We start from the raw sequence: 26,377 nt of genomic DNA, 5'->3' as shown, positions 1-26,377 counted from the left end.
TGTAGTAAAAGTATACAGATAAGCTCCACAAGGTTCCGCTTTTACAAGAATTTAACGCGTATTCGAACGTCTTTGCTTAACTTTACCGCTCTTAAAAATTTACTTATTCTAATGAGCAAAAATCCTCAGAGATTTACGATCACAGCGGCTTTACCTTATACGAACGGGCCTATTCATATTGGACACCTTGCAGGCGTTTATGTACCTGCAGATATTTATTCCAGGTTTCTACGAATGCAGGGACATGATGTAGCATTTGTTTGTGGAAGTGATGAGCACGGTGTGCCAATTACGATCAAGGCCAAGAAAGAAGGTGTGAGTCCGCAGGATGTAGTAGACAAGTACAATGCGATCATCAAAACCTCTTTTGAAGACTTCGGAATTACTTTCGATAACTATTCCAGGACGTCAGGTGATGTTCATCATAAAACAGCTTCAGACTTTTTTAAGAAGATGTATGAGGATGGTAAATTTATTGAAGAATCTACCGAGCAATTATATGATGTAGAGGCCAACCAGTTTCTAGCCGATAGATTTGTTACTGGAACCTGCCCAAAATGCGGGAATGAAGAAGCTTATGGAGACCAGTGTGAAAACTGCGGAACTTCATTAAATGCTACAGATCTTATTAATCCGAAATCTGCTATTACCGGTGCCGTTCCAACTTTAAAAGAAACTAAACACTGGTTTTTACCATTGGACCAATATGAAGATTTTCTAAAGGAATGGATCCTGAAAGGACACAAAGCCGATTGGAAAAGCAACGTTTACGGTCAGGTGAAATCCTGGATTGACGATGGCCTTCGAGCCCGTGCGGTAACCAGAGATCTTGATTGGGGAATTCCGGTACCTGTAGAAGGAGGCGAAGGCAAAGTGCTGTATGTGTGGTTCGATGCTCCTATAGGTTATATTTCCTCTACCAAAGAATGGGCTGAGAGGGAAGGAAAAGACTGGGAACCTTACTGGAAAGACGAAAACACCAAACTGGTACATTTTATCGGGAAGGATAATATCGTTTTCCACTGTATCATTTTCCCTACGATGCTTAAAGCTCATGGTGATTATATTTTACCTGAAAATGTGCCGGCAAATGAATTTCTTAACCTGGAAGGCAAAAAGCTCTCAACTTCAAAAAACTGGGCGGTATGGTTACATGAATATTTGCAAGATTTCCCAGATCAACAGGATGTGTTGCGTTATGTACTGACTGCAAACGCTCCGGAAACAAAAGACAACGATTTTACCTGGAAGGACTTTCAGGCCAGAAACAATAATGAGCTCGTAGCTATCTTCGGAAACTTTATCAACCGTGTGGTCGTTTTGACCAACAAATACTACGATGGAATCATTCCGCAGCCGGGAGAATACACTGAAGTGGATGAACAGACCATTGCTGAATTAAAAGCTTATCCATCGGTCATCGCGAGTTCGATTGAAAAATACCGTTTTCGTGAAGCTCAGGGTGAAATGATGAACCTGGCCAGGCTTGGTAACAAGTACCTTGCTGATGAAGAGCCATGGAAACAAATTAAAACTGATGAAGATCGCGTGAAAACGATCATGTATGTGGCACTTCAAATTGCCAGCGCACTCAGTATTATCAGCGAACCTTTCCTGCCATTCACTTCTGCTAAATTAAAGCGAATGCTGAATCAAACTGGAGAGAATACTTCCAAAACACCAGATTGGGACATTATCGGAAGCCGTGAAGCGCTCATCCCAGCGGGTCACCATATCGGAAAAGCGGAACTTCTTTTTAGTAAAATTGAAGATGAAGCGATGGAGCAACAACTGGAAAAATTAAAAGCGACTAAAGCCGCGAACGAAATGGAAAACCAGAAGGCTGAACCTCAAAAAGAGATTGCCACTTTTGAAGATTTCACTAAAATGGATCTTCGTGTTGGAACCATTATCGAAGCTGAAAAGATGGCCAAAACCAAAAAGCTGATGATTCTTAAAGTCGATACTGGAATTGACCAGAGAACGGTAGTATCCGGTATTGCTGAACATTTTAAGGCGGAAGATATTATTGGTAAAAAAGTAACCTTGCTTGTAAACCTTGCTCCCCGAAAATTACGTGGAGTAGAAAGCGAAGGAATGATCCTGATGACCGAAAACAAAGAAGGAAAACTGGTTTTTGTGAATCCTGACGAGGAGAATGTCTCCAACGGAATTACGATAAACTAAAAACTCAAATCGCCTGGAAATAACTTTCCGGGCTTTTTTTATGCTCAAAATCGCCTTTCATCCCATCTATAAACATCCATTGCCGGAAGGTCACAGGTTTCCTATGGAAAAGTATGATCTGCTTCCCAAGCAATTATTGCATGAAGGTACCTGTGAGGATGAGAATTTTTTCAAGCCTGAAATTATCGAAGAAAGTTTGATCTTAAGAGCCCATACTGCAGCCTATGTTGATAGATTGAAGAACCTGGATCTTAGTAAAAAAGAGATCAGAGTTTCAGGATTTCCACTTTCACAGGAACTTGTGGATAGAGAACAGATTATTGCTCAGGGAACAATCGATGCCTGCAAATATGCACTTGAATATGGCGTTTCCATGAATATAGCCGGTGGAACTCACCATGCTTTTTCAGATAGAGCTGAAGCATTCTGTTTATTGAACGATCAGGCAATTGCTGCCCGATTTCTACAGGATCAAAACCTGGCTCAAAAAATTCTGATCGTGGACCTGGATGTACATCAGGGAAATGGTACGGCTGAAATCTTTCAGAATGATGAATCTGTATTTACATTTTCTATGCACGGAAAGGGAAACTACCCTTTTAGAAAAGAAACTTCTGATCTGGATATTGAAATCCCGGATGGCATAGGTGATGAAGCTTACCTCAAGCAGCTAAAAGAAGTTCTTCCAGAACTTATAGAAAGAACAAAACCCGATTTTATTTTCTACCTCTGTGGAGTGGATATTTTGGAAACTGACAAACTTGGCCGACTTTCCTGTACTATACAAGGATGTAAAGAACGTGACAGGTTCGTATTACAAACCTGCCACGATCTTCAAATCCCTGTAGAATGTAGTATGGGCGGAGGCTATTCAAAAGAGATTAAATATATCATCGAAGCGCATGCCAATACTTACAGAGCAGCCCAGCAAATTTACTTTTAAGTTCTATCGCTTATTTGCCAAGTAGTAAAAGTTCATGGCAAACAACTTCAGTTATATATCTTTTGATCCCATCCTTATCCTCGTAACTCCTGCTGGTTAGTTTTCCTTCGATTCCAATCTCCTTCCCTTTCGGAACATAATTCTCTACAAGCTCAGCAGTTTTGCCCCATGCAACAATGTTGTGCCATTGTGTATCTGTGATTTTCTCGCCTTTTGAATTTTTGTAACTATCATTGGTCGCCACTGAAAATTTGGCTAACTTCTTACCAGATTCAAGGTTTACGATTTCAGGCTCATTTCCTACATGTCCGATTAACTGTACTGTGTTTCTTAAAGTGCTCATAACTAAAGATTTTTTTGCAGTTGAAAATCATTCGTTCATTTCAACAGGACAAAGATGTAGTGAACTGCAACTAATAATCGGTCGTAAAGCACTTGTAGTTGTTTACTTTCGTTTGTAAGCATTTAAAAATGGATAAGGCATAATTATAAACTACCACTAGCAACTTTTTTCAGAAATGAAAACAATCCTAATCTTTTTAGCAGTTTTGACGCTCACCGCTTGTAATTCGCAGGAAGCAAAAGAAGAAAGTCAAAATAAAATACTTCATGAAGAACCCTCTTATAGAACTAAAACCAAGGTCTATGGTGATAGTCTAAAAGTTATATACAAGTATAGTGGTGACACAATTTTCGAAGATCATATTGACCTCAAAGGAACTTCCGATGATAATTATGATAGTAGTTTAAGTATGACAACCGTTTGGTCAACTAGAGAAATGCCCGCCATGGAATGTGATCGAAAGTTATCCTTACCCCAGGATGATATGATCTTCTCTTATTGTTTAGGTGATGTAATACAAAAAATTGAAACCGACATTAAAAATTCCCAAGATGAATCCTGGAAGTCAGACCGCTTACAAAGGCTGAAAAAAGAACTCAAAGAAATAGAAAACGGAGAACGTGATAGTTTAACATTCAAACCATATCATCTCAATTTTTTGATACTTAAAGATCTGGACTATTCTGCATTTGATAAGGTGTCTAAGCAGAAAGCACATAAAATGAAGATCGGAAAATACTTTATGGAGTTCACCGGTGGCAATTCTTCTGGGGGCACCCACTACTATTTTATCACCAAGGAAAATGATACCATAGCCGAATTTAGGATTAGAGAGTGGATAACTTAAACACCAACCTTAATATTCATAAGGGTCAAAAAAAGTGGCGATCACAATTTTAAAGATTGACATCATCAAAAAGTTTGCAACCCACCCGCAACACTTTCGGTAACCGCAATCATTTACTGCAAGGACATTTGCACGATAATTGTGATAGATAGCCGATGCTAACCAATTACTCTTCAGTCTTATGATTCACAAGATTATCTTTATCTGCCTGTTCACTTTCTTCGGAAGTGAGATGAACTCTCAAACACAGACATCCGAGGCGTTTACGTCAATATTTTTATTAATGCTGAAGAAGTCTACTATGTGGAATCAGAAAGAACTGAAATTGAAAATATTGAGCAAAAGGTTTCGGAAATCATACGTAAAAAGCCCTTTAAAATTGATCAGCCTGTTATCTACAGGATTTTTGCAGACAGGAATTTGCCAATGGCAACACTAATCGATCTGGACCGGAAACTGCAAGAAGCTTACAGCGAAAATATACGCCGGGAAAGATATTTGCTGGATACCGTTGAAATGAATATCGATGGAAAAAACTGGTTCAAATCTATAGATCTTAAAAATTTAAACAAGAATGAATAACTGCCCACACGCAACCTTTGTCTGTGATAAACATCTATAGTATAGTGCATCAACATTAAAACCTAATCCCCATGAAAATTTCTACTTACCCGATTAGTAAAATCTTACTCCTATTTAGTTTTGCATTTATATGCAGTTGTGATACCGGGGACGACAGCCGTTATGCCGAATTTGATTATTATGATGATTCAAAAATAGAGGCAGTGGAAACAGATCGCGGTTTTGACATATCTATTACTGAAGGCGATATGCTGGTTTTCGAATATATTTTTGAAACTGAGGGCCGCGAAGAAGTGGCAGATGATGAATTCGCACAAAGGTTATATTTTGAAATTCCCGCAGGCGTACAGGAGTTTGAACTTGATTCAGAAAATTTTGCAACCGCCAGTGCATATTTGGGTAGAACCTGTTTTTGTGGTATTACAGGTAACTACCCGGTAAATGCCGGATCTATTAGTGGTAGAAAAACCAGTTCCAACACTTTTGCAGTGACCATAGATATTCAGGTAAATTTTGAAGACGATTTTGATACATATCAATTGCAAACTTCTGCAAATCTTAAACGCAGGAACTAGAAATCCTGGTTTTAGTTTTGCTTGATCGCAAATGCAGTAAGTAATTTGGAAGCTAACCGTTAGATTAAAAATATCCGTTTTTAATTGATTAAAGTTCTATTTACTCTATCATACAACCTAATTCATCTACTCACAGGTTTATACTTATCACGATGATAGATCATTCAGGAAAAGAATGTCTTTTCATTAAAAACAAACCTCACTATTTACTCTTAATCCCTGACTTACAATATGTAGTATAGTTCAGTTCACTATAGATTTAATTTCAACACTTCATTCCTGTATGGTCTAAAACTACTTTTTTAGTATATTTCCCTATGCAAAAGACTTGCGAGGAGTGCAACGAAAAGATCGTTGGAAGAACAGATAAAAAATTCTGTAGTGATTATTGCCGTAATGCATATCACAACAGGATGAATAAAGATGCAAGTAACCTCATCAGGAATACGAATAACTCGCTGCGTAAAAATTACCGGATTCTGCAGGAATTGAATCCCGGTGATAAAACTTCAGTCGCTAAATCTAAATTACTCTCCAGAGGTTTTAACTTTGAATTCTTTACCAGCATTTATACTACCAAAACAGGAAAGCAATACTTCTTTGTGTATGACATGGGGTATCTGCCGCTTGAAAACGACTTTTACGCATTAGTAAGAAGAAATTGAGATTTTGTTATAACGAACTTCAAATCGAAAAGCTTAACTTTTGAGGTATGCGGAATCTCACATTACTCATCATAATAATTTTCTACGGAATGACCTCAACAGCACAGGATCTGCAATCTTATAAATGGGAAAACCGAATCATTGTCGTCTATTCAACAAAATCTGAATTAGACTTGTTAACAAACCAATTTGATGTATTAACAAAAGAACCAAACAAGCTTTCAGAAAGAAAACTTTTGCTGATTCACGCCTCTAAAGATAGATACAGAACAGTTTTTCCTGGAGAATCGGCATGGATAAACTCATCTTTAAATGAAGATCTGAGAATTGCCCCGGATACTGGTTTTGAAATATTCCTGATTGGTCTGGATGGAGGGATTAAATTAAGGCAGCAGGAAATTGTTCAAACCGAAAAATTATTTCGCCTGATAGATGGGATGCCTATGAGAAGGGCAGAAATACGGAAACAAGATCAATAACTCCAGGTGTGTGATTTTAATCTTAGAGCAGCTTTAAGAACATCTCTCTGTGAAATCTGACCTATCAATTGATTATTTTCCACAATAGGAAATCTTCGGAATCTCTTTTCTATAAAGATCTTCGCGGCATCAAGAACATTCATATTTCCATCTATAGTTTCTACGTTAGAGATCATACGTTTTCCAACCGTGAGATCTGTCATTGGCATATTATAATACCTACTGTCTGAGATTTGTTTCATACAATCACCTTCAGAAATAATTCCCAGCAATTCATTCCGCTCATTTACCACACAGCCACCAGAGATGCCATGTTTAATTAATTTCTCTACGACATCCATGATATTTTCATAATCCCTGAAGGTGATAAGCTTCTCGGTCATATAATCTCTTACCAGCATAGGGACTTCCGCAGGCTTCTCCGGCTCTGCTCGTTTACCCATAAAACTTTTAATAGCCATAATTTATTTATTTGATTACCAATAACTTAAATATAAGGTTTTTCGATTTGTTATGTATGACAGTTATTCTGTTATTCATATTTCAAAAACTTAATTAACTTTAAAACTTTGATCCTCATTGCATGAACTCTAAATTTTCCGGCTTAATAGCTTTCTTGCTGATTTTTGTAGCAGTTTGGCTAAGTTTTAATTTCGATGCTCCCCAGGCCAGGCTTTCTGAAGAAATTCCTTTAGACCAGTTTTCAACTTCAAGAGCTTTCCAGCATGTTGAAGCCATTGCAGAGCAACCACATTATGTTGGGAGCCGTGAGCATCCAAAAGTTCGCAACTATATCGTACAGGAATTGCAGAAAATGGGTCTGGAAGTGCAGACTCAGGAAGATTATTTTCTAAATTCCGGTGCTATTTTAAGCAAACCACAAAATATCCTTGCCAGAATTCAAGGCTCAGGAAATGGTGAAGCGTTGGTACTAATGACTCATTACGACAGCGCCACACATTCCTCACCAGGTGCGAGTGATGCAGGAAGCGGCGTGGCTACCATTCTGGAAAGTATCAGGGCTTTCCGCGAAAAGGAAACTCAACCTAAGAATGATATTATTTTGCTCTTTACAGATGCAGAGGAAATTGGTTTAATAGGCGCAGAGATCTTTGTTAAGGATCATCCATGGGCGAAAGATGTACTGCTAGCACTTAATTTTGAAGCAAGGGGAAGCGGTGGAAAACCATTTATGCTACTGGAAACCAATGGTAAGAATGCGAAGTTGATCGAAGCTTTTGCAGATGCGAACGTCGAATACCCAGTAAGCAATTCTCTTGCCTACAGTATCTATAAAATGCTTCCAAACGACACAGATCTTACCGTCTTGCGTGAAAAGGGCAATATCAACGGTTATAATTTTGCTTTTATAGATGATCATTTTGACTATCACACGGCGAATGATACTCCTAAAAATCTGGATGCAGAAACCCTTGCTCATCAAGGTAGCTATCTTATGCCGCTGCTCGCCTACTTTAGTGAAGCAGATCTCAAAAATTTATCCAGTGACAGGGATCTTATATATTTTAATCTGCCTTTTGGAGAGTTCGTAAAATATCCTTTTGACTGGATCTTACCTATGTTGATCGTCGCCATGGGAATTTTCCTGATCCTGATCATCTACGGAATTCGGAGAGACCGCCTGGATATTACTGAAATTTTTAAAGGCTTTTTACCAATGTTGATCAGCATTGGGTTATCAGGTTTTCTAAGCTGGGCGTTCTGGCAGTTCTGTCTATTTATTTACCCGGAATACTCAGAAATGGAACATGGGTTTACCTACAACGGCTACTGGTACATCGCGTTGATCATCTTTCTTTCCCTGTCCATTAGTTTTATAACCTACCATTGGTTTCGCAAACGTTCACACAAAGCTTCCATATTTATAGCGCCACTTGCTTTATGGCTGATGATCTGTACACTAGTTGCCATATATCTTAAAGGAGCTGCATATTTCATAATTCCTGTATTCTTCGGACTATTGCAACTCTTTGTAATGGTAAGACAAAAGAGACCAAACCGCATTTTAATGGTTTTACTGAGCTTTCCCACTATTATTTTACTTCTACCTTTCATCTGGAGTTTACCTGTCGCATTAGGCCTTGAAACACTTTTTATCACGGCAATTCTGGTAAGTCTGGTGTTTATGTTCCTGTTACCGCTTTTTGGATACTTCAGAAAGCTTAAATCCTTTGCGGTTTTATGTTTCCTGATTTTTAATATTTTGCTTTTTACAGCGCATTATTACTCAGATTTTTCTTCGGAAAGGCCTAAACCTAACAGTTTGGTTTATCTGAAGGATCTCGACCAGCAAACTAATTTCTGGTATAGTTATGATGGAATGGAAGATTCCTGGACGAGCTCTTATTTTCCTGAAGGCACAGAAAATTCAGGAACAGAGTCCAATTTCAGCAGTAAATACGGCAGTAATTTCAGAAGAAAATCCAGCGCTCCGGAAGTTGATATTCCAGAACCAGCAATCAGACTTGAAGAACTCGAGACCGACACATTAACGAACTTGAAGTCCTATTCTTTGAAGATCGCTCCAAATCGAGATATGAACCGCCTGGAATTATATGAAACCCGGGATGTAGATTTCAAAGAGTTCAGAGTAAATGATCTTACAGCTGAAGATGAACAATTAGGAGAACAATATTTTAATATGCATACCCAGCGTTGGAAAGAACGAATTCTTACATATTACGCATCAAACCGGGATACTTTGCGAATTGAATTCGCAATAGCACCAGAAGATGAGCCAGAATTTGTACTTTACGAATCGGCTTACGATCTCTTCGAAAACGAAGAATTAAAGCTTGAAAAAAGACCTAAGGATATGATCCCGCGGCCATTCGTTTTGAATGATGCTACTATTTTAAAGAAAACCATAAGAATAAAGGAATAAATGAAGATTGCGATTTTAGGATGTGGATGGCTTGGTTTTGAGCTGGGAAAAGAATTACGAGCCTTGAACCATGAGGTAAAAGCTTCAGTTACCAGAAATGAAAAATTTGTTGATCTTCACGCAGCCGGACTAGTTCCCTACACAATTAAATTATATGAAAAAGGAATACAGGGAGACATCAGGTCTTTTCTTTCCAAGTCTGACTGTATTGTGGTAAATATCCCTCCCGGGCTTAGAAAAAATCCTGAAGCCGACTTCGTTTCAAAAGTTAGAACCATTGTTCCTTACCTGGAGAAAAGTTATTGTCCAAGGATCATTTTCGTAAGTTCAACTTCGGTCTATAAAAACGAAAATGGTTTTCCAGAGGTCAACGAAAATACTGAAACCGATAACTCTTCCAATATAGCAGTCCAGCTACGCAATGCCGAGTTATTGTTGCTAAATAACGAAAACTTTAAAACTGAAATACTAAGATTTGGTGGTTTGATAGGAGATGATCGCCATCCAGTGAATCAGCTTTCTGGAAAAAGAGATCTAAGCTCTCCAAAAGCGCCGGTAAATCTCGTACATCGTCGTGATTGCATCAAAGCAATTATTGCCTTGATAGAGAAACCTGCTACCAATAATGTATTTAATCTGGTACATCCAGAGCATCCTTCACGTGAAGATTATTATACTAAAATAGCGCAGGACAGAGAACTGGAAGCACCTCATTTCAGTCATGAAATGTCTTCAGAAGGTAAAGTGGTAAGTTCAGATAGATTTCAAAAAGAGCTCAATTTCAAATTCGAGCATTCTATTTATTAGTTTCTGGAATAAGCTTCAGTATAAGGTGACCAGATCTCTTTAATAGGATCACCCTTGGAACTTTTTCCTGAGTGGATCCAATTCCCGTTTTCGACTTTATAATTAAAATCGAGACTCGCTCCCACTCTACTGGCATCCCGGGAGAAAAATTCTATATTCTCTACATATTTTCCATCCTTCGCGATGTAAGTTCCACCGCCGGTACCAAAAAATTCTCCGGTTGCCGAGTTAAATGCCACCCATTGGAAACGATCGCCACCAAGCATTTTAATAGTTCTTCGATCCCCCGGTTTCATCTGGTTCATTTCACCATTTCTCTCTCTACCCGTGATCACCCAATTTTCCGATAATTCATTTTTATTTCCTGAAACTCTTGTCCATTTCTGAATAGTTTCGTCCTGTTCAATACTGAAACTGTTCTCCTCTTCGAATTCGATCTTATGTGCAATTAATTCTGCTGAAGGTTTTTCCTGCCTTGTGTCAAAATCAATTCGAACCTGATCTTCTTTCATATGAAATTCCCCGCCACGTGCCCAGAGAAATTCATTGGAATCTGGATCTTTAGCAGCTTCAGTAAAGTACGAATCAGCATAAATGCGAATTACCTCTTTACCTGTTACGGCCTTATCATTTTCCGCAGTAAGTTTCCAGGAACCCTGAAGCGATTGAGCCTGCATATTTAAATTAAATACTAAAACCAAGAGGAGTAGAATGCTTTTCATGATATAGATTGTATCTTTTAAAATAAGAAATAATCGATCTAAAAGATATTTCCGAGGTATAAGAAAACTATCCATGAACGAATTTCAGCATTCAGAAACCACAAGAAACGAACAACCTATTGCAATTGTAACTGGAGCGAATGCCGGCCTGGGTTTCGAAACTACAAAGGCGCTTGCGGCAAAGGACTTCAGGGTGATCATGGCCTGCAGAGACCTGGAGAAAGCCAAAAAAGCCCGGAAACATATTCTGAACTGCCATGGAAACGCCAAACTGGAGATACGGGAACTAGACCTTTCGAGTCTGAAATCGGTAAGATCTTTTGCTTCAGAATTTAAATCTGAAAATGAAAAACTTGACCTTCTTATTAATAACGCTGGTGTGATGATGCCTCCTTATCATAGAACCGAAGATGGCTTTGAGCTTCAATTAGGAGTGAATTATCTAGGTCATTTTCTGCTAACCGGTCTATTAAAAGAAGAATTGACTACTTCGAAAAGTTCCAGGATCGTGACCTTAAGTTCCATCGCTCACAAAAATGCCGAAATTGATTTTAATGATCTGCAAAGTGAAAACTCTTATTCAAAATTTAAAGCTTATGGCCAGAGCAAGCTTGCCTGTCTTATCTTTAGTCTGGAACTGGAACGTAGATTGAAAGCTAATTCTTTAAGCCATGTGAGTTCACTAGCCGCCCATCCAGGAGTTTCTTCTACTGAACTGATGCGACATTTGCCGGGATGGCTTATGCTTATGGCCAAACCCATGGAACCATTCATCTCTCATTCTGCGGAAAAAGGCGCACAACCTACGCTCAAGGCTGCTTTGGATAAAGAACTGGCAGGTGGTTGCTATATTGGACCTGATGGCTTTAGAGAAATGAAAGGTGAGCCTGCAGAAGCTGAAATTGCCAGGCAGGCTGAAAATAAGGAAACAGCCGCAAAATTATGGGCTGTTTCTGAAGATCTTACCGGGATAAAATTTTTAAGCTAACTATTCTTTAGTCTCGCCGTATTTATCATATTCCGGATACAGGAAGTTGTTATAAGGAAATCGAGTAATATGAATTTCACGAACGGCTTCGTATACTCTTTTTCTGAAATGTTCAAAATTCTCTTTTTCAGTGGCAGAAATAAAGACCACATTATTACCCATTTTATTCATCCACGTTTTCTTCCATTCCTTGAGCGTATAATGCGCTGAAGTTCTCTCGGTTACAAGATCATCCTCCTTGATCTCTTCAGGCTCGTAAGCATCGATCTTATTAAAGACCATAATGGTTGGTTTACCTAAAGCTTCGATCTCTGTTAGAATCTGGTTAACGGAAGCTATATGGTCTTCAAAATTGGCATGAGAGATATCTACCACGTGCAAGAGAAGATCTGCTTCCCGAACCTCATCCAATGTAGATTTAAAAGATTCTACCAGCTGAGTTGGCAGTTTTCTAATAAAACCTACGGTATCACTAAGCAGAAATGGAAGGTTACGAATCACTACTTTTCTTACTGTGGTGTCCAGCGTGGCAAATAATTTATTTTCAGCAAAAACCTCGCTTTTACTAATCGCATTCATCAAGGTAGACTTCCCTACGTTGGTATATCCTACAAGTGCTACACGAACCAGTTGTCCTCTGTTCCCTCTCTGTACTTCCATTTGCTTATCGATGGTTTCCAGTTTTTTCTTCAGTAAAGATATTTTATCTCTAACGATACGACGGTCGGTTTCGATCTCTGTTTCCCCTGGACCACGCATTCCAATACCACCACGTTGTCTTTCAAGGTGAGTCCACATACCGGCAAGTCTTGGTAATAAGTACTCATATTGCGCCAGTTCTACCTGCGTACGGGCGTAACTGGTCTTTGCCCTCTGGGCGAAAATATCCAGAATCAGGTTAGTCCTGTCCAGAATTTTAGCCTTTAGTATTTTTTCAATGTTCTTCTGCTGAGCAGGTGTAAGTTCGTCATCAAAGATCACGGCACCAATTTCATGTTCTGCCACGAATTCGCGCACCTCTTCCATCTTACCGGTTCCAATAAAGGTCTTAGGATTCGGCATGTCCATCTTCTGCGTAAAACGTTTCTGCACTTCACCACCAGCGGTAAAAGTTAGAAACTCCAGCTCATCCAGGTATTCTTCAAGTTTATCCTCGTTCTGATCTTTGGTAACTATACCTACAAGAACAGCTTTTTCAAAGGACAGGTCGGTTTTTTCAATCATAAATACAAAGATAATCATTAGATAGCTTCTGCATTCGAAGCCGCCATACTTCAACAAAAATTTAACTGAAAAAGCCCGTGAACTTCACGGGCTTTTGATAAATCTATAGGTTTTCTCTAGAATCCGAAGTTGATCCCGACTCCAAATACTTCACGAATCTGGAATGCTCCAACAGCGTTATCATCATAGATCGCCTGGAATATCAGGTTTGCAGAGAGGTAATCATTGATACCCATGTTTAGATTCAGTAAATAATCAATATCTACATTCTCCGGGTTTTCAAGATAATTAGAATATAAAGCTAGTGAGTGCTCCATCTCTACATTTTCAAGGATCTCATAGCTTAGGAAAGCGGTAAGTGCAGCGCCTAGTTCGAACCTGGTGCTTTTTCCTTCATCAACTCCAAAGTAATCCCCATCAACATAACCTGCACGACTCGTGAAATCACTGTCCACAAAGATTAATCTTGCCGTGGCCGGTGCAAGGTTCACCATGAAATTATCACCCTTCTTATACATCATCCCCGGACCGGTTTGTAAATAACCTGGTGAAAGAAAATGAGTAGTTTCGGTTCGAATGGTTTCTCCGGTTTCAGCATCTTCGGAAAATTCATAACCTTTAGCAAACTGAGTTCTGAAGTTTAAAAACCATGAATAATAAAAATTCGTGTCTTCAATTTGCTTCCCGGCGATACTGTTCAATTCAAGACGGTCACTCGTTTTACGTTCAAATTCATCGTCTTTTACTTTTGTAAGTCCATAATTCCCAAGAATCCTGTTATCCCAGGTGAAATCATCTTTTCTATAGTTGAACTGGTAATCTACAGTTAGATTTCCAGCGATACTGGAAGTTCCACCGCCTGTCCATTCTTTATTGAAAGCAGACTGGTTAAATAATAACTGGACATTTCCTTCTTTTTGCCATCCATTGGGTGGGATAGAATCGTTTTCTTCCTGTGCAAAGGAAGTTCCAAATAAGAACAGCGCAACGGCTGTAGATAAAACTTTCTTCATTACTATTTTCTAGGTTTTTTATAGAGCGGAACTGAAGAACAAGCCTCTCCATACATTAAGCTTTTAACTACAGGTTGTAGTTTCTGCATGATCATTATATAAGCATTTTTTGGAACTGGTTTGTTGGAACACCCCTTGATAATTACAGGCTTATCTTCCAGATCACTAACATCCAGACGATCGATCACTTCCTGGTAAAGATGACTTTCCAGGTTTTCCAGGTCTCCAATAATGGTATTTTTAGCAACACCCTGTAAGTATGAACTAACGAGCATAAAAGCCCATGACGGTACGATCGCATCTGTAGAACATACAAGGGCAACATAAGCACCCTTATACTGTTGCCAGTCATGATTTTTCGCCTGTTCTCTAAAATCTTTCTCTCTTAGCACGAAGCCTTCGAGTAGCCAGCCACTAATGTCGAAAACGACACGCTCCCCTTTGGGATAAAAGTCTTCAAGATTAAAGGTAACCAGCTTACTTTCGGCAATTCTATTTACGATTTCTTCAGCCATAAAGTATTTTTAGAGCAATCCAAGCTCAAGTTTTGCTCCTTCGCTCATGAGATCCTGACTCCATGGCGGATCAAAAGTGATCTCCACTTCAGCATCTTTTACCATATCCAGAGACTTCACTTTCTCTTCCACTTCCAACGGAAGGGTTTCTGCCACCGGACAGTTAGGGGTAGTTAGCGTCATTAATATCTTTACGTCATAATCTGTAGATACCATCACGTCATAGATCAAACCTAGCTCGTAGATATCCACCGGAATTTCCGGATCATAGATCGTCTTTAAAACTGTTACGATCTTCTCTCCCAATTCCTGTGTATTTATTTCCTGCTCCATCTTAATTCAATTGTGTTTGATATGCCAAAGCATACATTTTTAATTGTTTGATCATACTTACAAGTCCGTTTGCTCTGGTTGGAGACAAATGTTCCTTTAGACCAATTTCATCAATAAACTGAGTATTTGCTTCAATGATCTGCGAAGGATGTTGATCTGAAAATACTCTTATCAGGATCGCAACAATTCCCTTGGTAATGATTGCATCACTATCTGCCGTGAACAACAAACGCTCACCATCCAGTTCGGCATGAACCCAGACTTTACTTTGACATCCTTTGATAAGATTCTCTTCGATCTTATATTTTTCGTCTATTAGCGGAAGTGACTTCCCAAGTTCGATCATATATTCATAACGCTGCATCCAGTCGTCGAACATTGCAAACTCATCAATTACTTCATTCTGTTTTTCCTGAATCGTCATAACTCAATTTTGCACAAAAGTACGACATGCTAACCTGCTATTCAACATTTTCTGCCAATCTTAAAATAGCCTGCACCAATGGTTTTAAAGCCTCAGGGGGATTCTCATGATCGAACGTAGAAGATTTAAATTCAGAATTTTCAATGATCAGACTTAGTTCAGCATGGGCAGCTGCGTCACTTGCCCTCGACTCTGTTGGCGCCTCAAGATCTTCCAGTTTGGAGGTATCAATTTTTTTAATTTCTGAAGTGATCATCTCCCACTGTTCCTTTGTGATTGCTTTTGAATTTTCCTTTGCTTGAACTCCAGTGCTTTTTAATTTGATCTCTTCCGAAGTGATCGTATAAGTTGAAGAAGATCCGCGCGTATAAGTTTTATAGCTAACGGATTCAATGTCTTCCTGACCTTGATTAGAACAATCATTAATAGCAAAGAATATTAGAATAAAAGATAGTATTGAAAGTTTCATAACTGGAATTTTAGATATAGCATATTACAAAAAAAGGCACCATGTTGGAGCCTCTTTTAAATACATTGTATTTGATTGGGAAGGTTCCAGATTACTGCAACATCATCAAAGCCTTTTTCAACGCTTCCATAAATGTATCGATCTCTTCTTTTGTATTGTAAAATGCGAAGGATGCTCGTACTGTTCCGGGGATTTTGAAGAAATCCATTACTGGTTGTGCACAATGATGCCCTGTTCTAACTGCAATTCCCATTTTATCTAATAGTGTTCCAATATCGTATGGATGCAATCCCTCTACGTTAAAGCTTATCACCGCCGTCTTCTCTTCGGCTTCCCCATAGATCTTCATTCCTTCAATCTCCTTCAGCCTGCTTGTTGCATATTGAAGCAATTCATCTTCGTAAGAAGCGATCTCTTCAAAGCCGATTGAGTTCATATAGTCGAGAGCTGCTCCAAAAGCTATTCCGCCACAAATATTCGGTGTTCCCGCTTCAAATTTGTGGGGCAAACCGGCATAGGTTGTTTTTTCAAAACTTACTGTAGCGATCATTTCACCACCACCCTGGTAAGGAGGTAATTTTTCCAGCCACTCCTGTTTACCATATAACATTCCAACACCTGTAGGTCCACACATTTTATGAGCCGAAACCACATAAAAATCAACATCAAGCTCCTGAACATCAGCTTTAATGTGCGGCGAAGCCTGAGCTCCGTCTATTAAGACTGCAGCACCAGCTTCATGAGCGATATCGATAATTTCTTTAACTGGATTCACGGTTCCAAGGGCGTTGGAAACATGATTTACAAAGACAAGCTTTGTACGATCACTGATCAGATTTCTATATTCATCAAGGATCAGTTCCCCTTTTTCGTTCATTGGGATGACCTTCAGCTTGGCACCGGTCTTTTCAGCCAGCATTTGCCAGGGCACAATATTCGAATGATGCTCCATTGCTGAAACCAGGATCTCATCTCCAGACTTCAGTAAAGAAGAAAAACCATTCGCCACAAGGTTGATCCCATGTGTTGTACCCGAGGTCATAATGATCTCGTGAGCATGTTCAGCATTGAAATGTTGCTGAATTTTTATCCTCGCCTGCTCATACTTATCTGTCGCTTCCTGAGAAAGCGCATGAACTCCACGATGAATATTGGCGTTATAATTCGAATAATAATCCACGATTGCATCCATCACCTGCTTAGGTGTTTGCGCAGTCGCGGCATTATCGAAATAAATCAACGGATAACCATTCACCTCACGTCCAAGAATTGGAAAATCCTGACGGATCGTTTCAACATCTATTTTTCTGACCTGAGTTGACTGACTCATCCTCTTATTATTTTAATGATTTATAGATTGAAACCTAGATCGACTTCAAGTTTGCTCGCAATGAGCTTATTGATACGCTTCTTAACTTCCGGAATTTTTACGCTTTCCAGTACGTTATTAGCGAAGGCGTACATAAGCAATCCTCTGGCTTCCTTACGCGGAATACCTCTGGACTGCAAATAAAACAGAGCCTCTTGATCAAGCTGCCCAATCGTACAACCGTGGCTGCAACGTACATCGTCTGCAAAGATCTCTAACTGTGGTTTTGAGTTGATCGTCGCCTTATCACTTGCAAGGATATTGTTGTTAGACTGGTAAGCATTCGTTTTCTGTGCTTCTTTCTCTACAACAACTTTCCCATTGAACACTCCAACAGATTTGTCATCAAAAATTCCTTTGTAATCCTGGTGACTCTCACAATTCGGCTCGATATGATGAACCAGTGTGTTGTGATCTACGTGCTGCTTGTCTTCAATGATGGTAACTCCTTTCATGGTAGAATCTATACGTTCTCCATTCTGGTAGAAGTTTAAATTATTTCTGGTCAGCTTCCCTCCAAATGAGAATGTATGCACAGAAACGTGGCTTTCAGTTTTTTGATTGATAAACGTATTATCTATCAAAGATGCTGAAGCTTTATCATTCTGGATCTTATAATAATCTACGATCGCTCTTTTATCAGCAAAGATTTCGGTAACAGAATTGGTAAGTACCGGGTGATCTGTAAGACTTTGATGTCTTTCAATGATCTGCACATGCGAATTCTCATCCACGACAACCAGATTTCTAGGCTGTAACATTAGCGCAGACTCATTTCCAGTGGCAAAATTAATGATCTGTATAGGCTTATCTGCCTGTGTATTCTTGTGTATATGTATAAAAGCTCCTTCCCTGGCAAATGCCGTATTCAACGAATTCAGACTCGTTTTAGGAGCAACTTTATTGTAATAATTTTCAATGACCGCACTATACTTATCCTTATTCAGGGCAGCAGACATTAAACATACATCGATCTTATCATGAGTGGTTTGCGATAAATGAGAGGAATAGATCCCATCGATAAAAACCAGGTCATAAGTATCTATATCATGGATAAGGTACTTCTTGATATCACGATACTCGATCGCGTCTTCTTTCTTCGGAAAAACACTATAATCATGTTTTAAAACCGAATTTAGTGAGGTATACTTCCAATCTTCGTCTTTTCTACCAGGAAAACCAAGCGTTTCAAAATTTTTGATCGCTTCATTTCTCAAAGTATCCAGATTGTCGTTCGGGTCCAGATTTTCCTCAAAGGCTAAAAATGACGAGACCAATTTATCTTTCAATTCCATTACATTCAAATTTCTAGTTCAACAATTCAATTTCTCAATTCGAGTATTAAACTGTTTCCTGCTTTACCCAATCGTATCCTCTTTCTTCCAGTTCGTAAGCAAGTTCTTTTCCTCCAGACTTTACGATCTTTCCATCTACCAATACATGTACGTAATCTGGCACGATATAATCAAGTAATCTCTGGTAGTGCGTAATCAGCAATACCGCATTATCTTTAGAGCGAAGTTTGTTCACTCCATTTGCAACGATCTTTAGTGCATCGATATCAAGTCCACTATCTGTTTCGTCAAGAATAGATAATTTTGGTTCAAGCATCGCCATCTGGAAGATCTCGTTACGTTTCTTCTCTCCTCCTGAGAAACCTTGGTTCAATGATCTGGAAAGAAATTTTCTATCGATTTCCAGCATTTCAGATTTCTCACGAATCATTTTCAGCATATCATTCGCAGGCATATCCGGTTCTCCTTTTGCCTTTCTATGAGAGTTGATCGCTGTTTTAATAAAATTGGTTACAGAAACACCAGGAATTTCCACAGGGTATTGGAATGATAAGAACACTCCTTTGTGAGCTCTTTCCTCAGGATCAAGTTCGTTCAGGTCTTCCCCTTCGAACATCATTTCACCTTCAGTCATTTCATACTCTTCTCTTCCTGCGATTACTGAAGAAAGGGTACTTTTCCCGGAACCGTTTGGTCCCATGATCGCATGAACCTCTCCCGGATTTATTTCCAGGTTAATTCCTTTCAGGATCTCTTTATCTTCAATACTGGCGTGTAAATTCTTTACTTTAAGCATGTCTGTTATTTCTGAATCTGCTTATGCAGATTGTTTGATATTCTATTTTTATTTATTCTATTGGATCTGAAATACTGGCTCCTGAAATTTCAAGGATCTCCTTAATTTCGATGATCTCATCCCAGCCTTCCAGTCTTGGATTTGCCAGAATTTTGGCTTTAACACGAACCGGGATCATTTCAAAATCATCAGATTTCAGATCGCTTACTTTGTCTGAAAGTAGCATTGCTATGGAATCCTGTTTAACACCGTATACGAAATTCTCACCTCGTAGTACTGCTGCATCAGCTACATAAACATAGTCTCCCTGAAGCACTTCCAGACTATCCTGAACTTTAGCAGTTACAGGTTCGGTATTCAGTTCCTTTTGCTCATCATCCTGACAGGATACAAGCAAAATAGCCACCATCATTATTTCAAAAAACCTTCTCATCGATCAAGTTGTATTCAGAATCAATTATCCTACTGAACCTTCCAGCGAGATCTCTAATAATTTCTGAGCTTCTACTGCAAATTCCATAGGAAGTTTGTTCAATACTTCTTTACTGAAACCATTTACGATCAATGCGATCGCTTTTTCAGTATCGATACCACGCTGGTTACAATAAAAGATCTGGTCTTCACCGATCTTACTGGTTGTAGCCTCGTGCTCTACCTGTGCAGATTTATTTTTAACTTCGATATAAGGAAAGGTATGAGCTCCACACTCATTCCCCATTAAAAGGGAATCACATTGTGAGAAGTTACGGGCATTTTCAGCTCTACCATTGATTTGTACCAGACCACGATAAGAGTTCTGAGATTTTCCTGCGGAAATACCTTTTGAGATGATTGTACTTTTAGTATTCTTACCTAAGTGAATCATCTTAGTTCCGGTATCTGCCTGCTGAAAGTTGTTCGTCACTGCGATTGAGTAAAATTCCCCTACCGAGTTATCACCTTTCAGAATACAGCTTGGATATTTCCAGGTAACTGCAGATCCTGTCTCTACCTGAGTCCAGGAAATTTTCGCTCCCTTTTCACAAAGCCCACGTTTAGTTACAAAATTGAAAACTCCACCTTTTCCTTCTTTATTTCCAGGGAACCAGTTTTGTACCGTACTGTATTTGATCTCCGCTTCATCCAAAGCAATAAGCTCCACGACTGCTGCATGCAGCTGGTTCTCATCACGGGATGGTGCAGTACAACCTTCAAGATAACTTACATAACTGCTTTCATCTGCAACAACCAGCGTTCTCTCAAACTGCCCAGTTCCTGCCTGGTTTATTCTAAAGTATGTGGATAGTTCCATTGGGCATCGAACGCCTTTTGGAATATAACAGAAAGAACCATCACTAAAAACTGCCGAGTTAAGGGCAGCGTAAAAGTTATCCTTCTGCGGAACCACGGTTCCAAGATACTTTTTAACCAGTTCCGGGTGTTCCTTGATCGCTTCAGAAATAGAACAGAAAATAATGCCTTTTTCAGCAAGCGTCTTTTTAAAAGTTGTAGTCACAGAAACTGAATCCATTACCACATCTACTGCAACACCGGCTAATTTCTTTTGCTCGTCAAGTGAAATCCCCAGTCTTTTAAAAGTATCCAGCAATTCCGGATCCACCTCATCAAGACTATCGTACTTCGGTTTCTTATTTGGAGCAGAGTAATAAGAGATCGCCTGGAAATCTGGTTTTGGATAATTTACATTAGCCCAATCCGGCTCTTCCATTTTCTCCCATTCCCGGTAAGCATCCAGACGCCATTGCGTCATCCACTCCGGCTCTTCCTTTTTCTTGGATATTGCTCTTACGATATCTTCGTTCAAGCCCACAGGAAAAGTATCAGATTCTATATCTGTATAAAATCCATATTCGTATTCCTTGGTTTCGAGCTCTTTCTTTAAATCGTCTTCAGTATATGCCATTCTTCGTAATTCTAATTAAATTAAAGATCGGTAGTGACCGATACATAATTTTTACAGTGAAAAACTTTCACCGCATCCACAGGTTCTTTGTGCGTTCGGGTTATTAAAAACAAATCCCTTTCCATTTAATCCTCCGGAATATTCTAAAATAGTTCCAGCCAGATAAAGCACACTGCGTTTGTCAACAACAATCTTTACATCGTTGTCTTCGAAGACCTTATCGCCTTCAGCCTGGTTATTGTCGAACGTAAGTTCATAGGACAAACCAGAACATCCTCCGCTCTTCACTCCTACCCGAACATAGTCTGCCGTAGCATTGAAACCCTCTTCGGTCATGAGGACGGAAATTTTCTTTTTAGCCTCTTCGCTAACTTTAATCATAAGCTATAAAGATTAATTCTAAATTGAGTGCAAATATACTATAAAACAAGCGGTTTACCATAGTCTAGGAATATGTTTTAAGAATTGAATCATAGAAGTCTTCGATCGAAATTCAAGTCGTCACCAGAGCAATATTTCTGCGGCTTCAGAAGCTTTTCATGCTTTCTTCTGAATTGCATTTTATCTTTGTATTTTTGCAGTCTAAAATTTCATTGCATGTTTGATAATAGTCAGGAAAGTAAGACGAACCTTTCAGAATTAGGTGAATTCGGTTTGATCGAACACTTAACAAAACATTTTAGCCCGAAGCTTGATTCTACGATCAAAGCTATTGGAGATGATGCTGCTGTTCTGAAATTCAATGATGAAGAAACCGTAATAAGTACAGACCTTTTGATCGAAGGTGTTCATTTCGATCTTGCTTACATGCCTTTGAAGCACTTGGGTTACAAAGCACTTATGGTCAATCTTTCAGACATCTACGCAATGAACGCCACCGCGAGCCAGGTAACAGTTTCTATCGCTGTATCGAACAGGTTTCCGGTGGAAGCCCTGGAAGAGTTCTACGCTGGGGTACAATTAGCCTCTAAAGTCTACAATGTTGATGTAATTGGTGGGGACACTACTTCTTCAACTTCTGGTTTTATGATCAGCGTAACGGCAATAGGTCATGCTAAAAAGGAGAATATTGCTTACAGAGATGGAGCCAAACCTAATGATCTTCTCGTGGTAACCGGTGACCTTGGAGCTGCCTATATGGGTCTTCAGGTACTGGAGCGTGAGAAAGAAGTTTTTAAAGCGAATCCAAATTCTCAACCAGATCTTGAGCAGTATACCTATCTTATTGAAAGACAATTAAAACCTGAAGCCCGAAAGGATATTGCTAAACTTTTAAGCGATCTTGGTGTTAAACCAAGTTCCATGATCGATATCAGTGATGGTTTATCCTCTGAGATCATTCATATCTGCAAGAACTCTAAAGTAGGCGCAAATTTATACGAAGAGAAAATTCCGCTGGATCCTGCTGTGATATCAGTTTGTGAGGAATTCAATATCGATAGTACTACGATCGCATTGAGTGGTGGTGAAGATTATGAATTGTTGTTTACGATTGCTCAGCAAGATTATGACAAGATCAAAGGAAACCCGCATTTAACAGTGATCGGACATATGACTGAAGAAAATGAAGGCATGCACCTGGTTACCCGCGCTAATCAAAAACTACCACTAATAGCCAGAGGTTGGAATTCTATGGACAAGGAAGAGGGTTGATTTCTGAAACCCCATTTTGGCCAGTATTCTAACATTAGATTAGATTAGAGATAGTCCTTAAATTGATGATGTCAAAAAAGCAATTTTTCCTTCGTTTAACATGAAAGGAATAATATAGAAGATTCTAAGATCGAAGATCAGAAGTAATTACGAATTAAAATAATAGCCTAAGAAGCTTCAGCGTAAAATGCCTGCTGTTTCTTCTGATGGATTTTTGCCAGGTAGGCGTTGGTTTCTTTAAATTTTGGAGTTAGTCTTGCGAGTAGTCCGTCAGCAGTATCGGTCATTTCCATGCCGCATCTACAGCATTGGTATTCATGAACATGGTTCGTGATGTTTTTAGAAACTTTTAATTTATGACCAAACAAGTTGCATTGAACCTTCGTCACAGAGAAAGAGCTAAAGTGTTTTTTATTCATAGGTGTATAAATTTCTGATTTCTAAGACTCTAAAGTATAAAAAAAAGTTAATGTTTCGGTAAAAAGGTTAAATTAATCGACCAAAAGCATGTTTCTGTATAATTTTTCTGACATTTCCATCCAGGAATTATGACCTCCTTCAAGAAGTTTAAGATCTGAATTTATTGCCTCTGCCAGCTTCTGAATATCAGTTACTTCGATTAGCGTATCATCTATACCTGCAATGATCGTTTTACCTCCTTTAAATTTTTTCAAAGTCATAGTATGATCTTTTCGATCTCGCATAGCTTTCAGCGTTTGCTGTATATTTTCAATATTCAGCCTGAAAGCAGCTTGTTTTAAGCGATCAATTTCATCCTTAAAAACTTCCCGACTTTCCGCGGAAAATAAATTGGAAATTGCCATACTTACAAAAGCATCCTTGTTGGTCTCCACAATATCTATAGATCTGTCGCGAATCTTTTTTCGTTCTACAGTATCTTCAGCAGGTGTAGAATTAATCAACATGATATCCTTCAACATCATAGGAAAATTATCGAGAAATTCCAAACCAACATATCCACCCATACTATGACCTGCCAGGCTAATTTTCTGTATTCCAGCATCATTAAGAACAGCGGCTACAATATTTGCCATTTCCTGCATGTTATGCGAACCTGAAAAATTCTTCGATCTTCCATGACCGGGTAAGTCTATGCAAATTATTTGCCGTTCTTTTCCCAGGCCTTCTTTAAAGTCATCCCAGATCGCCATATCTTCTAAGAAACCATGCAGCAAGACCAAAGGAATTTTCGTGTGGCCACTTCCCGAGATTTTATAAAAGATCTCATTGTTTTTGTATTGTAATTTCATCATAGTGTAAAATTAAAATACCGTGAATCCCAGGATTTGTAGTCTGGCATTCACGGTATTTGCATACTTCAATTTCTAAATCCTTCTAAGAATTCATAAGGTCTTCAATCTCTTCGATCTCGATCGGGATATTTCCCATCAAATTGAAAGGTTCTCCTTTTTCCTGAATGACCACATCATCTTCCAGACGAATTCCGAAGCCTTCATCTGGAAGGTAGATTCCTGGTTCTACGGTGAATACCTGGTTTGCTTTCATAGGTTCTGTCAGAATTCCGTAGTCATGAGTATCCAGACCTATATGATGCGAAGTACCGTGCATAAAGTATTTCTTGTATGCCGGCCAGTCTGGATCTTCATTCTGAACATCTGCTTTGTCAAGAAGTCCCAGCGCAAGTAATTCAGAAGTCATCATCTTACCAACCTCAACATGATATTCTTTCCACATGGTTCCAGGAACCAACATTTTTGTCGCTTCCTTTTTCACCTTATTTACAGCATTGTAAACCTCTTTCTGGCGATCTGAATATCGACCTGAAACCGGAATGGTTCTACTTAGATCACTGGAATAATTTGCATATTCTGCACCAGTATCAAGAAGGATCAGGTCACCTGCTTTACATTGCTGGTTATTCTCTACATAATGCAACACGTTGGCATTGTTACCGCTGGCGATGATTGGCGTGTATGCAAATCCTTTCGATCTGTTCCGAATCATTTCATGATAATATTCGGCTTCGATTTCGTATTCCCAAACTCCCGGCTTTACAAAACCTAAAGTTCTACGGAAAGCCTTTTCAGTAATATTACATGCCTTCTGCATTAGATCAAGCTCTATAGGATCCTTTACAGACCTTAGTCTTTGCAGGATCGGGTTGGCTTTTGCCACCTGGTGAGCAGGATATTTATCCTTGCACCATTTGATAAAACGATCATCTCTGGTTTGGGTATCATGATTGGCACGATAGTGCTCATTTGTATTTAAGTATACCGTATCGCACTGGGTCATTACTTCAAAAAATACTTTTTCAAAGTCTTTCATCCAGTAAACTGTACGAATACCGCTTACATCAAACGCATCTTCTTTAGTAAGTTTAGCTCCTTCCCAAACCGCAATATGTTCATTGGTTTCAGTTAGAAAAAGGATTTCTCTGTGCTTCTCTTCCGGAGCATCTGGAAACAACACCAGAATACTTTCGTCCTGGTCTACACCACTCAGGTAAAATATATCTCTGTTCTGCTGGAAAGGCATCGTGCTATCTGCCCCAATTGGATAAATATCATTTGAATTAAAAACCGCCAGACTTTTAGACTTCATCTTGTCCATAAAGTTCTTACGGTTCTTTATAAAGAGTTTTGAATCTATTCGATCATATTTCATAAACAGTATTTTTCAATTTCTTCAAAATTAAGGGATTTGACTCCAAAAGCCATTAAAGGCGTTTAAAATTTTAGGTATGCGCGGGTTTTGCTATTTTTAAGCACTACAATATAAATTATGAAAAGAACTTACCATTTTCTTGGTGCTTTTTTGATAGGGATCTCTCCTATTATTGCACAACAAACTACTACTAGCGGAGAAGCTTTACAGGAAGGCTTCGAACAAAAACAGGATCTAAACCAGCGATCTATTGTAAAGAACATTCCGCTCCAGAATATTGGACCTAGCGTAATGAGTGGCCGTATCACAGATTTTGCGGTGAATCCTGAAGATCCAACCGAGTTCTATGCAGCTTATGCAACCGGCGGTCTATGGTACACTAATAATAACGGGATCTCGTTTACGCCGGTAATGGATAACAGTCCGTCGCAGAATATTGGCGATATCGCTGTAGACTGGAATTCTGGCACGATCTGGGTTGGAACCGGTGAGGTGAATGCTTCACGTTCTTCCTATGCCGGGATAGGCTTATTGAAGTCGGCAGACCAGGGAGAAACCTGGGAATTTATGGGACTTCCCGATTCGCATCATATCAGCCGAATCCTGATCAATCCTGAAAATCCTGATGAAGTGGTAGTGGGCGTAACTGGTCACCTCTACTCCTCCAACAATGAACGTGGGATCTATAAAA

At 39.1% G+C, this 26,377-nt stretch carries 30 protein-coding genes; 12 read left to right on the top strand and 18 right to left on the bottom strand.

Going from position 1 to position 26,377, the window contains the following annotated elements; translation table 11 throughout:
- The first annotated feature begins 111 nt into the window (after window positions 1-111).
- A complete protein-coding gene (gene metG, locus ACNKXS_RS05525) occupies window positions 112-2,187 on the top strand; it encodes a methionine--tRNA ligase (RefSeq protein WP_417919979.1) in 2,076 nt (691 codons plus the stop codon).
- A gap of 40 nt (window positions 2,188-2,227) precedes the next feature.
- A complete protein-coding gene (locus tag ACNKXS_RS05520; RefSeq protein WP_417919978.1) occupies window positions 2,228-3,130 on the top strand; it encodes a histone deacetylase family protein in 903 nt (300 codons plus the stop codon).
- 10 nt (window positions 3,131-3,140) lie between these two features.
- Here the strand turns inward: ACNKXS_RS05520 and ACNKXS_RS05515 are convergent, their stop codons facing one another.
- Window positions 3,141-3,473, bottom strand: coding sequence for a single-stranded DNA-binding protein (locus tag ACNKXS_RS05515; RefSeq protein WP_417919977.1), 333 nt, complete (start codon window positions 3,471-3,473; stop codon window positions 3,141-3,143).
- Window positions 3,474-3,648: 175 nt separating this feature from the next.
- Between ACNKXS_RS05515 and ACNKXS_RS05510 the strand changes: the two genes are divergently transcribed.
- The 5 genes from ACNKXS_RS05510 (at window position 3,649) to ACNKXS_RS05490 (ending at window position 6,621) form a co-directional block, all read left to right on the top strand.
- Entirely contained in the window at window positions 3,649-4,320 is a 672-nt protein-coding gene (locus tag ACNKXS_RS05510; RefSeq protein ID WP_417919976.1) for a hypothetical protein, read from the top strand.
- Window positions 4,321-4,623: 303 nt separating this feature from the next.
- On the top strand, window positions 4,624-4,902 hold the full coding sequence (locus ACNKXS_RS05505; protein WP_417919975.1) for a hypothetical protein: 279 nt from the start codon (window positions 4,624-4,626) through the stop codon (window positions 4,900-4,902).
- Between the two features lie 71 nt (window positions 4,903-4,973).
- Complete coding sequence (locus tag ACNKXS_RS05500) at window positions 4,974-5,477, top strand: hypothetical protein (protein WP_417919974.1); 504 nt, start codon at window positions 4,974-4,976, stop codon at window positions 5,475-5,477.
- A 317-nt stretch (window positions 5,478-5,794) separates the two neighbouring features.
- Window positions 5,795-6,142 (top strand): hypothetical protein, encoded by a 348-nt coding sequence (locus ACNKXS_RS05495; RefSeq protein WP_298246774.1) that lies wholly within the window; start codon window positions 5,795-5,797, stop codon window positions 6,140-6,142.
- A gap of 47 nt (window positions 6,143-6,189) precedes the next feature.
- Window positions 6,190-6,621, top strand: a complete 432-nt coding sequence (locus ACNKXS_RS05490) for a DUF4174 domain-containing protein (RefSeq protein ID WP_417919973.1) — start codon at window positions 6,190-6,192, stop codon at window positions 6,619-6,621.
- Here the strand turns inward: ACNKXS_RS05490 and ACNKXS_RS05485 are convergent.
- Complete coding sequence (locus ACNKXS_RS05485) at window positions 6,615-7,082, bottom strand: CBS domain-containing protein (RefSeq protein WP_417919972.1); 468 nt, start codon at window positions 7,080-7,082, stop codon at window positions 6,615-6,617. The two genes, ACNKXS_RS05490 and ACNKXS_RS05485, sit on opposite strands and share 7 nt — an antisense overlap.
- 155 nt (window positions 7,083-7,237) lie before the next feature.
- Here ACNKXS_RS05485 and ACNKXS_RS05480 point away from each other — a divergent pair, with 155 nt between their 5' ends.
- Together ACNKXS_RS05480 and ACNKXS_RS05475 are read left to right on the top strand one after the other, a co-directional pair.
- Entirely contained in the window at window positions 7,238-9,526 is a 2,289-nt protein-coding gene (locus ACNKXS_RS05480; protein ID WP_417919971.1) for a M20/M25/M40 family metallo-hydrolase, read from the top strand.
- Complete coding sequence (locus ACNKXS_RS05475) at window positions 9,527-10,333, top strand: NAD(P)H-binding protein (RefSeq protein ID WP_417919970.1); 807 nt, start codon at window positions 9,527-9,529, stop codon at window positions 10,331-10,333.
- On the opposite strand, the gene ACNKXS_RS05470 is transcribed toward ACNKXS_RS05475, so the two are convergent.
- Complete coding sequence (locus ACNKXS_RS05470; RefSeq protein ID WP_417919969.1) at window positions 10,330-11,055, bottom strand: hypothetical protein; 726 nt, start codon at window positions 11,053-11,055, stop codon at window positions 10,330-10,332. The genes ACNKXS_RS05475 and ACNKXS_RS05470 overlap by 4 nt on opposite strands.
- Before the next feature lie 73 nt (window positions 11,056-11,128).
- Here ACNKXS_RS05470 and ACNKXS_RS05465 point away from each other — a divergent pair, with 73 nt between their 5' ends.
- Window positions 11,129-12,043, top strand: coding sequence for an oxidoreductase (locus tag ACNKXS_RS05465; RefSeq protein WP_417919968.1), 915 nt, complete (start codon window positions 11,129-11,131; stop codon window positions 12,041-12,043).
- Here ACNKXS_RS05465 and hflX read toward each other — a convergent pair whose 3' ends face one another.
- The 12 genes from hflX to ACNKXS_RS05405 form a co-directional block, all read right to left on the bottom strand.
- Complete coding sequence (gene hflX / locus ACNKXS_RS05460) at window positions 12,044-13,267, bottom strand: GTPase HflX (RefSeq protein WP_417920147.1); 1,224 nt, start codon at window positions 13,265-13,267, stop codon at window positions 12,044-12,046. It abuts the gene before it with no gap.
- Window positions 13,268-13,383: 116 nt separating this feature from the next.
- Window positions 13,384-14,280, bottom strand: a complete 897-nt coding sequence (locus ACNKXS_RS05455) for a DUF3078 domain-containing protein (RefSeq protein ID WP_417919967.1) — start codon at window positions 14,278-14,280, stop codon at window positions 13,384-13,386.
- A gap of 2 nt (window positions 14,281-14,282) precedes the next feature.
- Entirely contained in the window at window positions 14,283-14,795 is a 513-nt protein-coding gene (locus tag ACNKXS_RS05450) for a DUF2480 family protein (protein WP_417919966.1), read from the bottom strand.
- A gap of 9 nt (window positions 14,796-14,804) precedes the next feature.
- Window positions 14,805-15,128, bottom strand: coding sequence for an iron-sulfur cluster assembly protein (locus tag ACNKXS_RS05445; protein WP_026914726.1), 324 nt, complete (start codon window positions 15,126-15,128; stop codon window positions 14,805-14,807).
- Window position 15,129: 1 nt separating this feature from the next.
- Window positions 15,130-15,552: a SufE family protein gene (locus ACNKXS_RS05440; RefSeq protein ID WP_141876576.1), complete on the bottom strand. Its 423-nt coding sequence runs from the start codon at window positions 15,550-15,552 to the stop codon at window positions 15,130-15,132.
- A 37-nt stretch (window positions 15,553-15,589) separates the two neighbouring features.
- Window positions 15,590-16,021 (bottom strand): hypothetical protein, encoded by a 432-nt coding sequence (locus tag ACNKXS_RS05435; protein WP_417919965.1) that lies wholly within the window; start codon window positions 16,019-16,021, stop codon window positions 15,590-15,592.
- A gap of 91 nt (window positions 16,022-16,112) precedes the next feature.
- Entirely contained in the window at window positions 16,113-17,351 is a 1,239-nt protein-coding gene (locus ACNKXS_RS05430) for an aminotransferase class V-fold PLP-dependent enzyme (RefSeq protein ID WP_417919964.1), read from the bottom strand.
- A 20-nt stretch (window positions 17,352-17,371) separates the two neighbouring features.
- Window positions 17,372-18,685 carry a Fe-S cluster assembly protein SufD gene (gene sufD, locus ACNKXS_RS05425; RefSeq protein ID WP_417919963.1) on the bottom strand — a complete coding sequence of 438 codons (1,314 nt, stop codon included), beginning with the start codon at window positions 18,683-18,685 and terminating at the stop codon, window positions 17,372-17,374.
- 46 nt (window positions 18,686-18,731) lie between these two features.
- Window positions 18,732-19,481 carry a Fe-S cluster assembly ATPase SufC gene (sufC, locus tag ACNKXS_RS05420; RefSeq protein WP_417919962.1) on the bottom strand — a complete coding sequence of 250 codons (750 nt, stop codon included), beginning with the start codon at window positions 19,479-19,481 and terminating at the stop codon, window positions 18,732-18,734.
- A gap of 52 nt (window positions 19,482-19,533) precedes the next feature.
- The gene (locus ACNKXS_RS05415; protein WP_417919961.1) at window positions 19,534-19,914 is read right to left on the bottom strand and encodes a hypothetical protein; all 381 of its coding nucleotides are present in this window, start codon (window positions 19,912-19,914) and stop codon (window positions 19,534-19,536) included.
- 24 nt (window positions 19,915-19,938) lie between these two features.
- Window positions 19,939-21,384, bottom strand: a complete 1,446-nt coding sequence (sufB, locus tag ACNKXS_RS05410; RefSeq protein WP_417919960.1) for a Fe-S cluster assembly protein SufB — start codon at window positions 21,382-21,384, stop codon at window positions 19,939-19,941.
- 51 nt (window positions 21,385-21,435) lie between these two features.
- Window positions 21,436-21,765, bottom strand: coding sequence for a HesB/IscA family protein (locus ACNKXS_RS05405; protein WP_295178928.1), 330 nt, complete (start codon window positions 21,763-21,765; stop codon window positions 21,436-21,438).
- 216 nt (window positions 21,766-21,981) lie between these two features.
- Between ACNKXS_RS05405 and thiL the strand changes: the two genes are divergently transcribed.
- A complete protein-coding gene (gene thiL / locus ACNKXS_RS05400) occupies window positions 21,982-23,037 on the top strand; it encodes a thiamine-phosphate kinase (protein ID WP_417919959.1) in 1,056 nt (351 codons plus the stop codon).
- A 167-nt stretch (window positions 23,038-23,204) separates the two neighbouring features.
- Here thiL and ACNKXS_RS05395 read toward each other — a convergent pair whose 3' ends face one another.
- From ACNKXS_RS05395 to ACNKXS_RS05385, 3 genes are all read right to left on the bottom strand, one after another.
- Window positions 23,205-23,456, bottom strand: coding sequence for a DUF1660 family phage protein (locus ACNKXS_RS05395; protein WP_417919958.1), 252 nt, complete (start codon window positions 23,454-23,456; stop codon window positions 23,205-23,207).
- Window positions 23,457-23,528: 72 nt separating this feature from the next.
- Entirely contained in the window at window positions 23,529-24,311 is a 783-nt protein-coding gene (locus ACNKXS_RS05390) for an alpha/beta fold hydrolase (protein ID WP_417919957.1), read from the bottom strand.
- Window positions 24,312-24,393: 82 nt separating this feature from the next.
- A complete protein-coding gene (locus ACNKXS_RS05385) occupies window positions 24,394-25,686 on the bottom strand; it encodes an aminopeptidase P N-terminal domain-containing protein (RefSeq protein WP_417919956.1) in 1,293 nt (430 codons plus the stop codon).
- A gap of 117 nt (window positions 25,687-25,803) precedes the next feature.
- On the opposite strand from ACNKXS_RS05385, the gene ACNKXS_RS05380 reads away from it, so the two are divergent.
- Window positions 25,804-26,377: WD40/YVTN/BNR-like repeat-containing protein (locus tag ACNKXS_RS05380; RefSeq protein ID WP_417919955.1), on the top strand; the 574-nt coding region annotated here is incomplete at its 3' end.

Source organism: Christiangramia marina, assembly GCF_048285865.1.
Taxonomy (GTDB): domain Bacteria; phylum Bacteroidota; class Bacteroidia; order Flavobacteriales; family Flavobacteriaceae; genus Christiangramia; species Christiangramia marina.
Note: the sequence above shows the minus strand (reverse complement) of the source record. Positions and strands in the feature narration are given on the sequence as shown.

What these genes read in the sequence shown, in the direction of transcription:
- metG (WP_417919979.1), top strand. Translation starts at nt 112, where the DNA reads ATGAGCAAAAATCCTCAGAGATTTACGATCACAGCGGCTTTACCTTAT.
- ACNKXS_RS05520 (WP_417919978.1), top strand. Translation starts at nt 2,228, where the DNA reads ATGCTCAAAATCGCCTTTCATCCCATCTATAAACATCCATTGCCGGAA.
- ACNKXS_RS05515 (WP_417919977.1), bottom strand. Translation starts at nt 3,473, where the DNA reads ATGAGCACTTTAAGAAACACAGTACAGTTAATCGGACATGTAGGAAAT.
- ACNKXS_RS05510 (WP_417919976.1), top strand. Translation starts at nt 3,649, where the DNA reads ATGAAAACAATCCTAATCTTTTTAGCAGTTTTGACGCTCACCGCTTGT.
- ACNKXS_RS05500 (WP_417919974.1), top strand. Translation starts at nt 4,974, where the DNA reads ATGAAAATTTCTACTTACCCGATTAGTAAAATCTTACTCCTATTTAGT.
- ACNKXS_RS05495 (WP_298246774.1), top strand. Translation starts at nt 5,795, where the DNA reads ATGCAAAAGACTTGCGAGGAGTGCAACGAAAAGATCGTTGGAAGAACA.
- ACNKXS_RS05490 (WP_417919973.1), top strand. Translation starts at nt 6,190, where the DNA reads ATGCGGAATCTCACATTACTCATCATAATAATTTTCTACGGAATGACC.
- ACNKXS_RS05485 (WP_417919972.1), bottom strand. Translation starts at nt 7,082, where the DNA reads ATGGCTATTAAAAGTTTTATGGGTAAACGAGCAGAGCCGGAGAAGCCT.
- ACNKXS_RS05475 (WP_417919970.1), top strand. Translation starts at nt 9,527, where the DNA reads ATGAAGATTGCGATTTTAGGATGTGGATGGCTTGGTTTTGAGCTGGGA.
- ACNKXS_RS05470 (WP_417919969.1), bottom strand. Translation starts at nt 11,055, where the DNA reads ATGAAAAGCATTCTACTCCTCTTGGTTTTAGTATTTAATTTAAATATG.
- ACNKXS_RS05465 (WP_417919968.1), top strand. Translation starts at nt 11,129, where the DNA reads ATGAACGAATTTCAGCATTCAGAAACCACAAGAAACGAACAACCTATT.
- hflX (WP_417920147.1), bottom strand. Translation starts at nt 13,267, where the DNA reads ATGATTGAAAAAACCGACCTGTCCTTTGAAAAAGCTGTTCTTGTAGGT.
- ACNKXS_RS05455 (WP_417919967.1), bottom strand. Translation starts at nt 14,280, where the DNA reads ATGAAGAAAGTTTTATCTACAGCCGTTGCGCTGTTCTTATTTGGAACT.
- ACNKXS_RS05450 (WP_417919966.1), bottom strand. Translation starts at nt 14,795, where the DNA reads ATGGCTGAAGAAATCGTAAATAGAATTGCCGAAAGTAAGCTGGTTACC.
- ACNKXS_RS05445 (WP_026914726.1), bottom strand. Translation starts at nt 15,128, where the DNA reads ATGGAGCAGGAAATAAATACACAGGAATTGGGAGAGAAGATCGTAACA.
- ACNKXS_RS05440 (WP_141876576.1), bottom strand. Translation starts at nt 15,552, where the DNA reads ATGACGATTCAGGAAAAACAGAATGAAGTAATTGATGAGTTTGCAATG.
- ACNKXS_RS05435 (WP_417919965.1), bottom strand. Translation starts at nt 16,021, where the DNA reads ATGAAACTTTCAATACTATCTTTTATTCTAATATTCTTTGCTATTAAT.
- ACNKXS_RS05430 (WP_417919964.1), bottom strand. Translation starts at nt 17,351, where the DNA reads ATGAGTCAGTCAACTCAGGTCAGAAAAATAGATGTTGAAACGATCCGT.
- sufD (WP_417919963.1), bottom strand. Translation starts at nt 18,685, where the DNA reads ATGGAATTGAAAGATAAATTGGTCTCGTCATTTTTAGCCTTTGAGGAA.
- sufC (WP_417919962.1), bottom strand. Translation starts at nt 19,481, where the DNA reads ATGCTTAAAGTAAAGAATTTACACGCCAGTATTGAAGATAAAGAGATC.
- ACNKXS_RS05415 (WP_417919961.1), bottom strand. Translation starts at nt 19,914, where the DNA reads ATGAGAAGGTTTTTTGAAATAATGATGGTGGCTATTTTGCTTGTATCC.
- sufB (WP_417919960.1), bottom strand. Translation starts at nt 21,384, where the DNA reads ATGGCATATACTGAAGACGATTTAAAGAAAGAGCTCGAAACCAAGGAA.
- ACNKXS_RS05405 (WP_295178928.1), bottom strand. Translation starts at nt 21,765, where the DNA reads ATGATTAAAGTTAGCGAAGAGGCTAAAAAGAAAATTTCCGTCCTCATG.
- thiL (WP_417919959.1), top strand. Translation starts at nt 21,982, where the DNA reads ATGTTTGATAATAGTCAGGAAAGTAAGACGAACCTTTCAGAATTAGGT.
- ACNKXS_RS05395 (WP_417919958.1), bottom strand. Translation starts at nt 23,456, where the DNA reads ATGAATAAAAAACACTTTAGCTCTTTCTCTGTGACGAAGGTTCAATGC.
- ACNKXS_RS05390 (WP_417919957.1), bottom strand. Translation starts at nt 24,311, where the DNA reads ATGATGAAATTACAATACAAAAACAATGAGATCTTTTATAAAATCTCG.
- ACNKXS_RS05385 (WP_417919956.1), bottom strand. Translation starts at nt 25,686, where the DNA reads ATGAAATATGATCGAATAGATTCAAAACTCTTTATAAAGAACCGTAAG.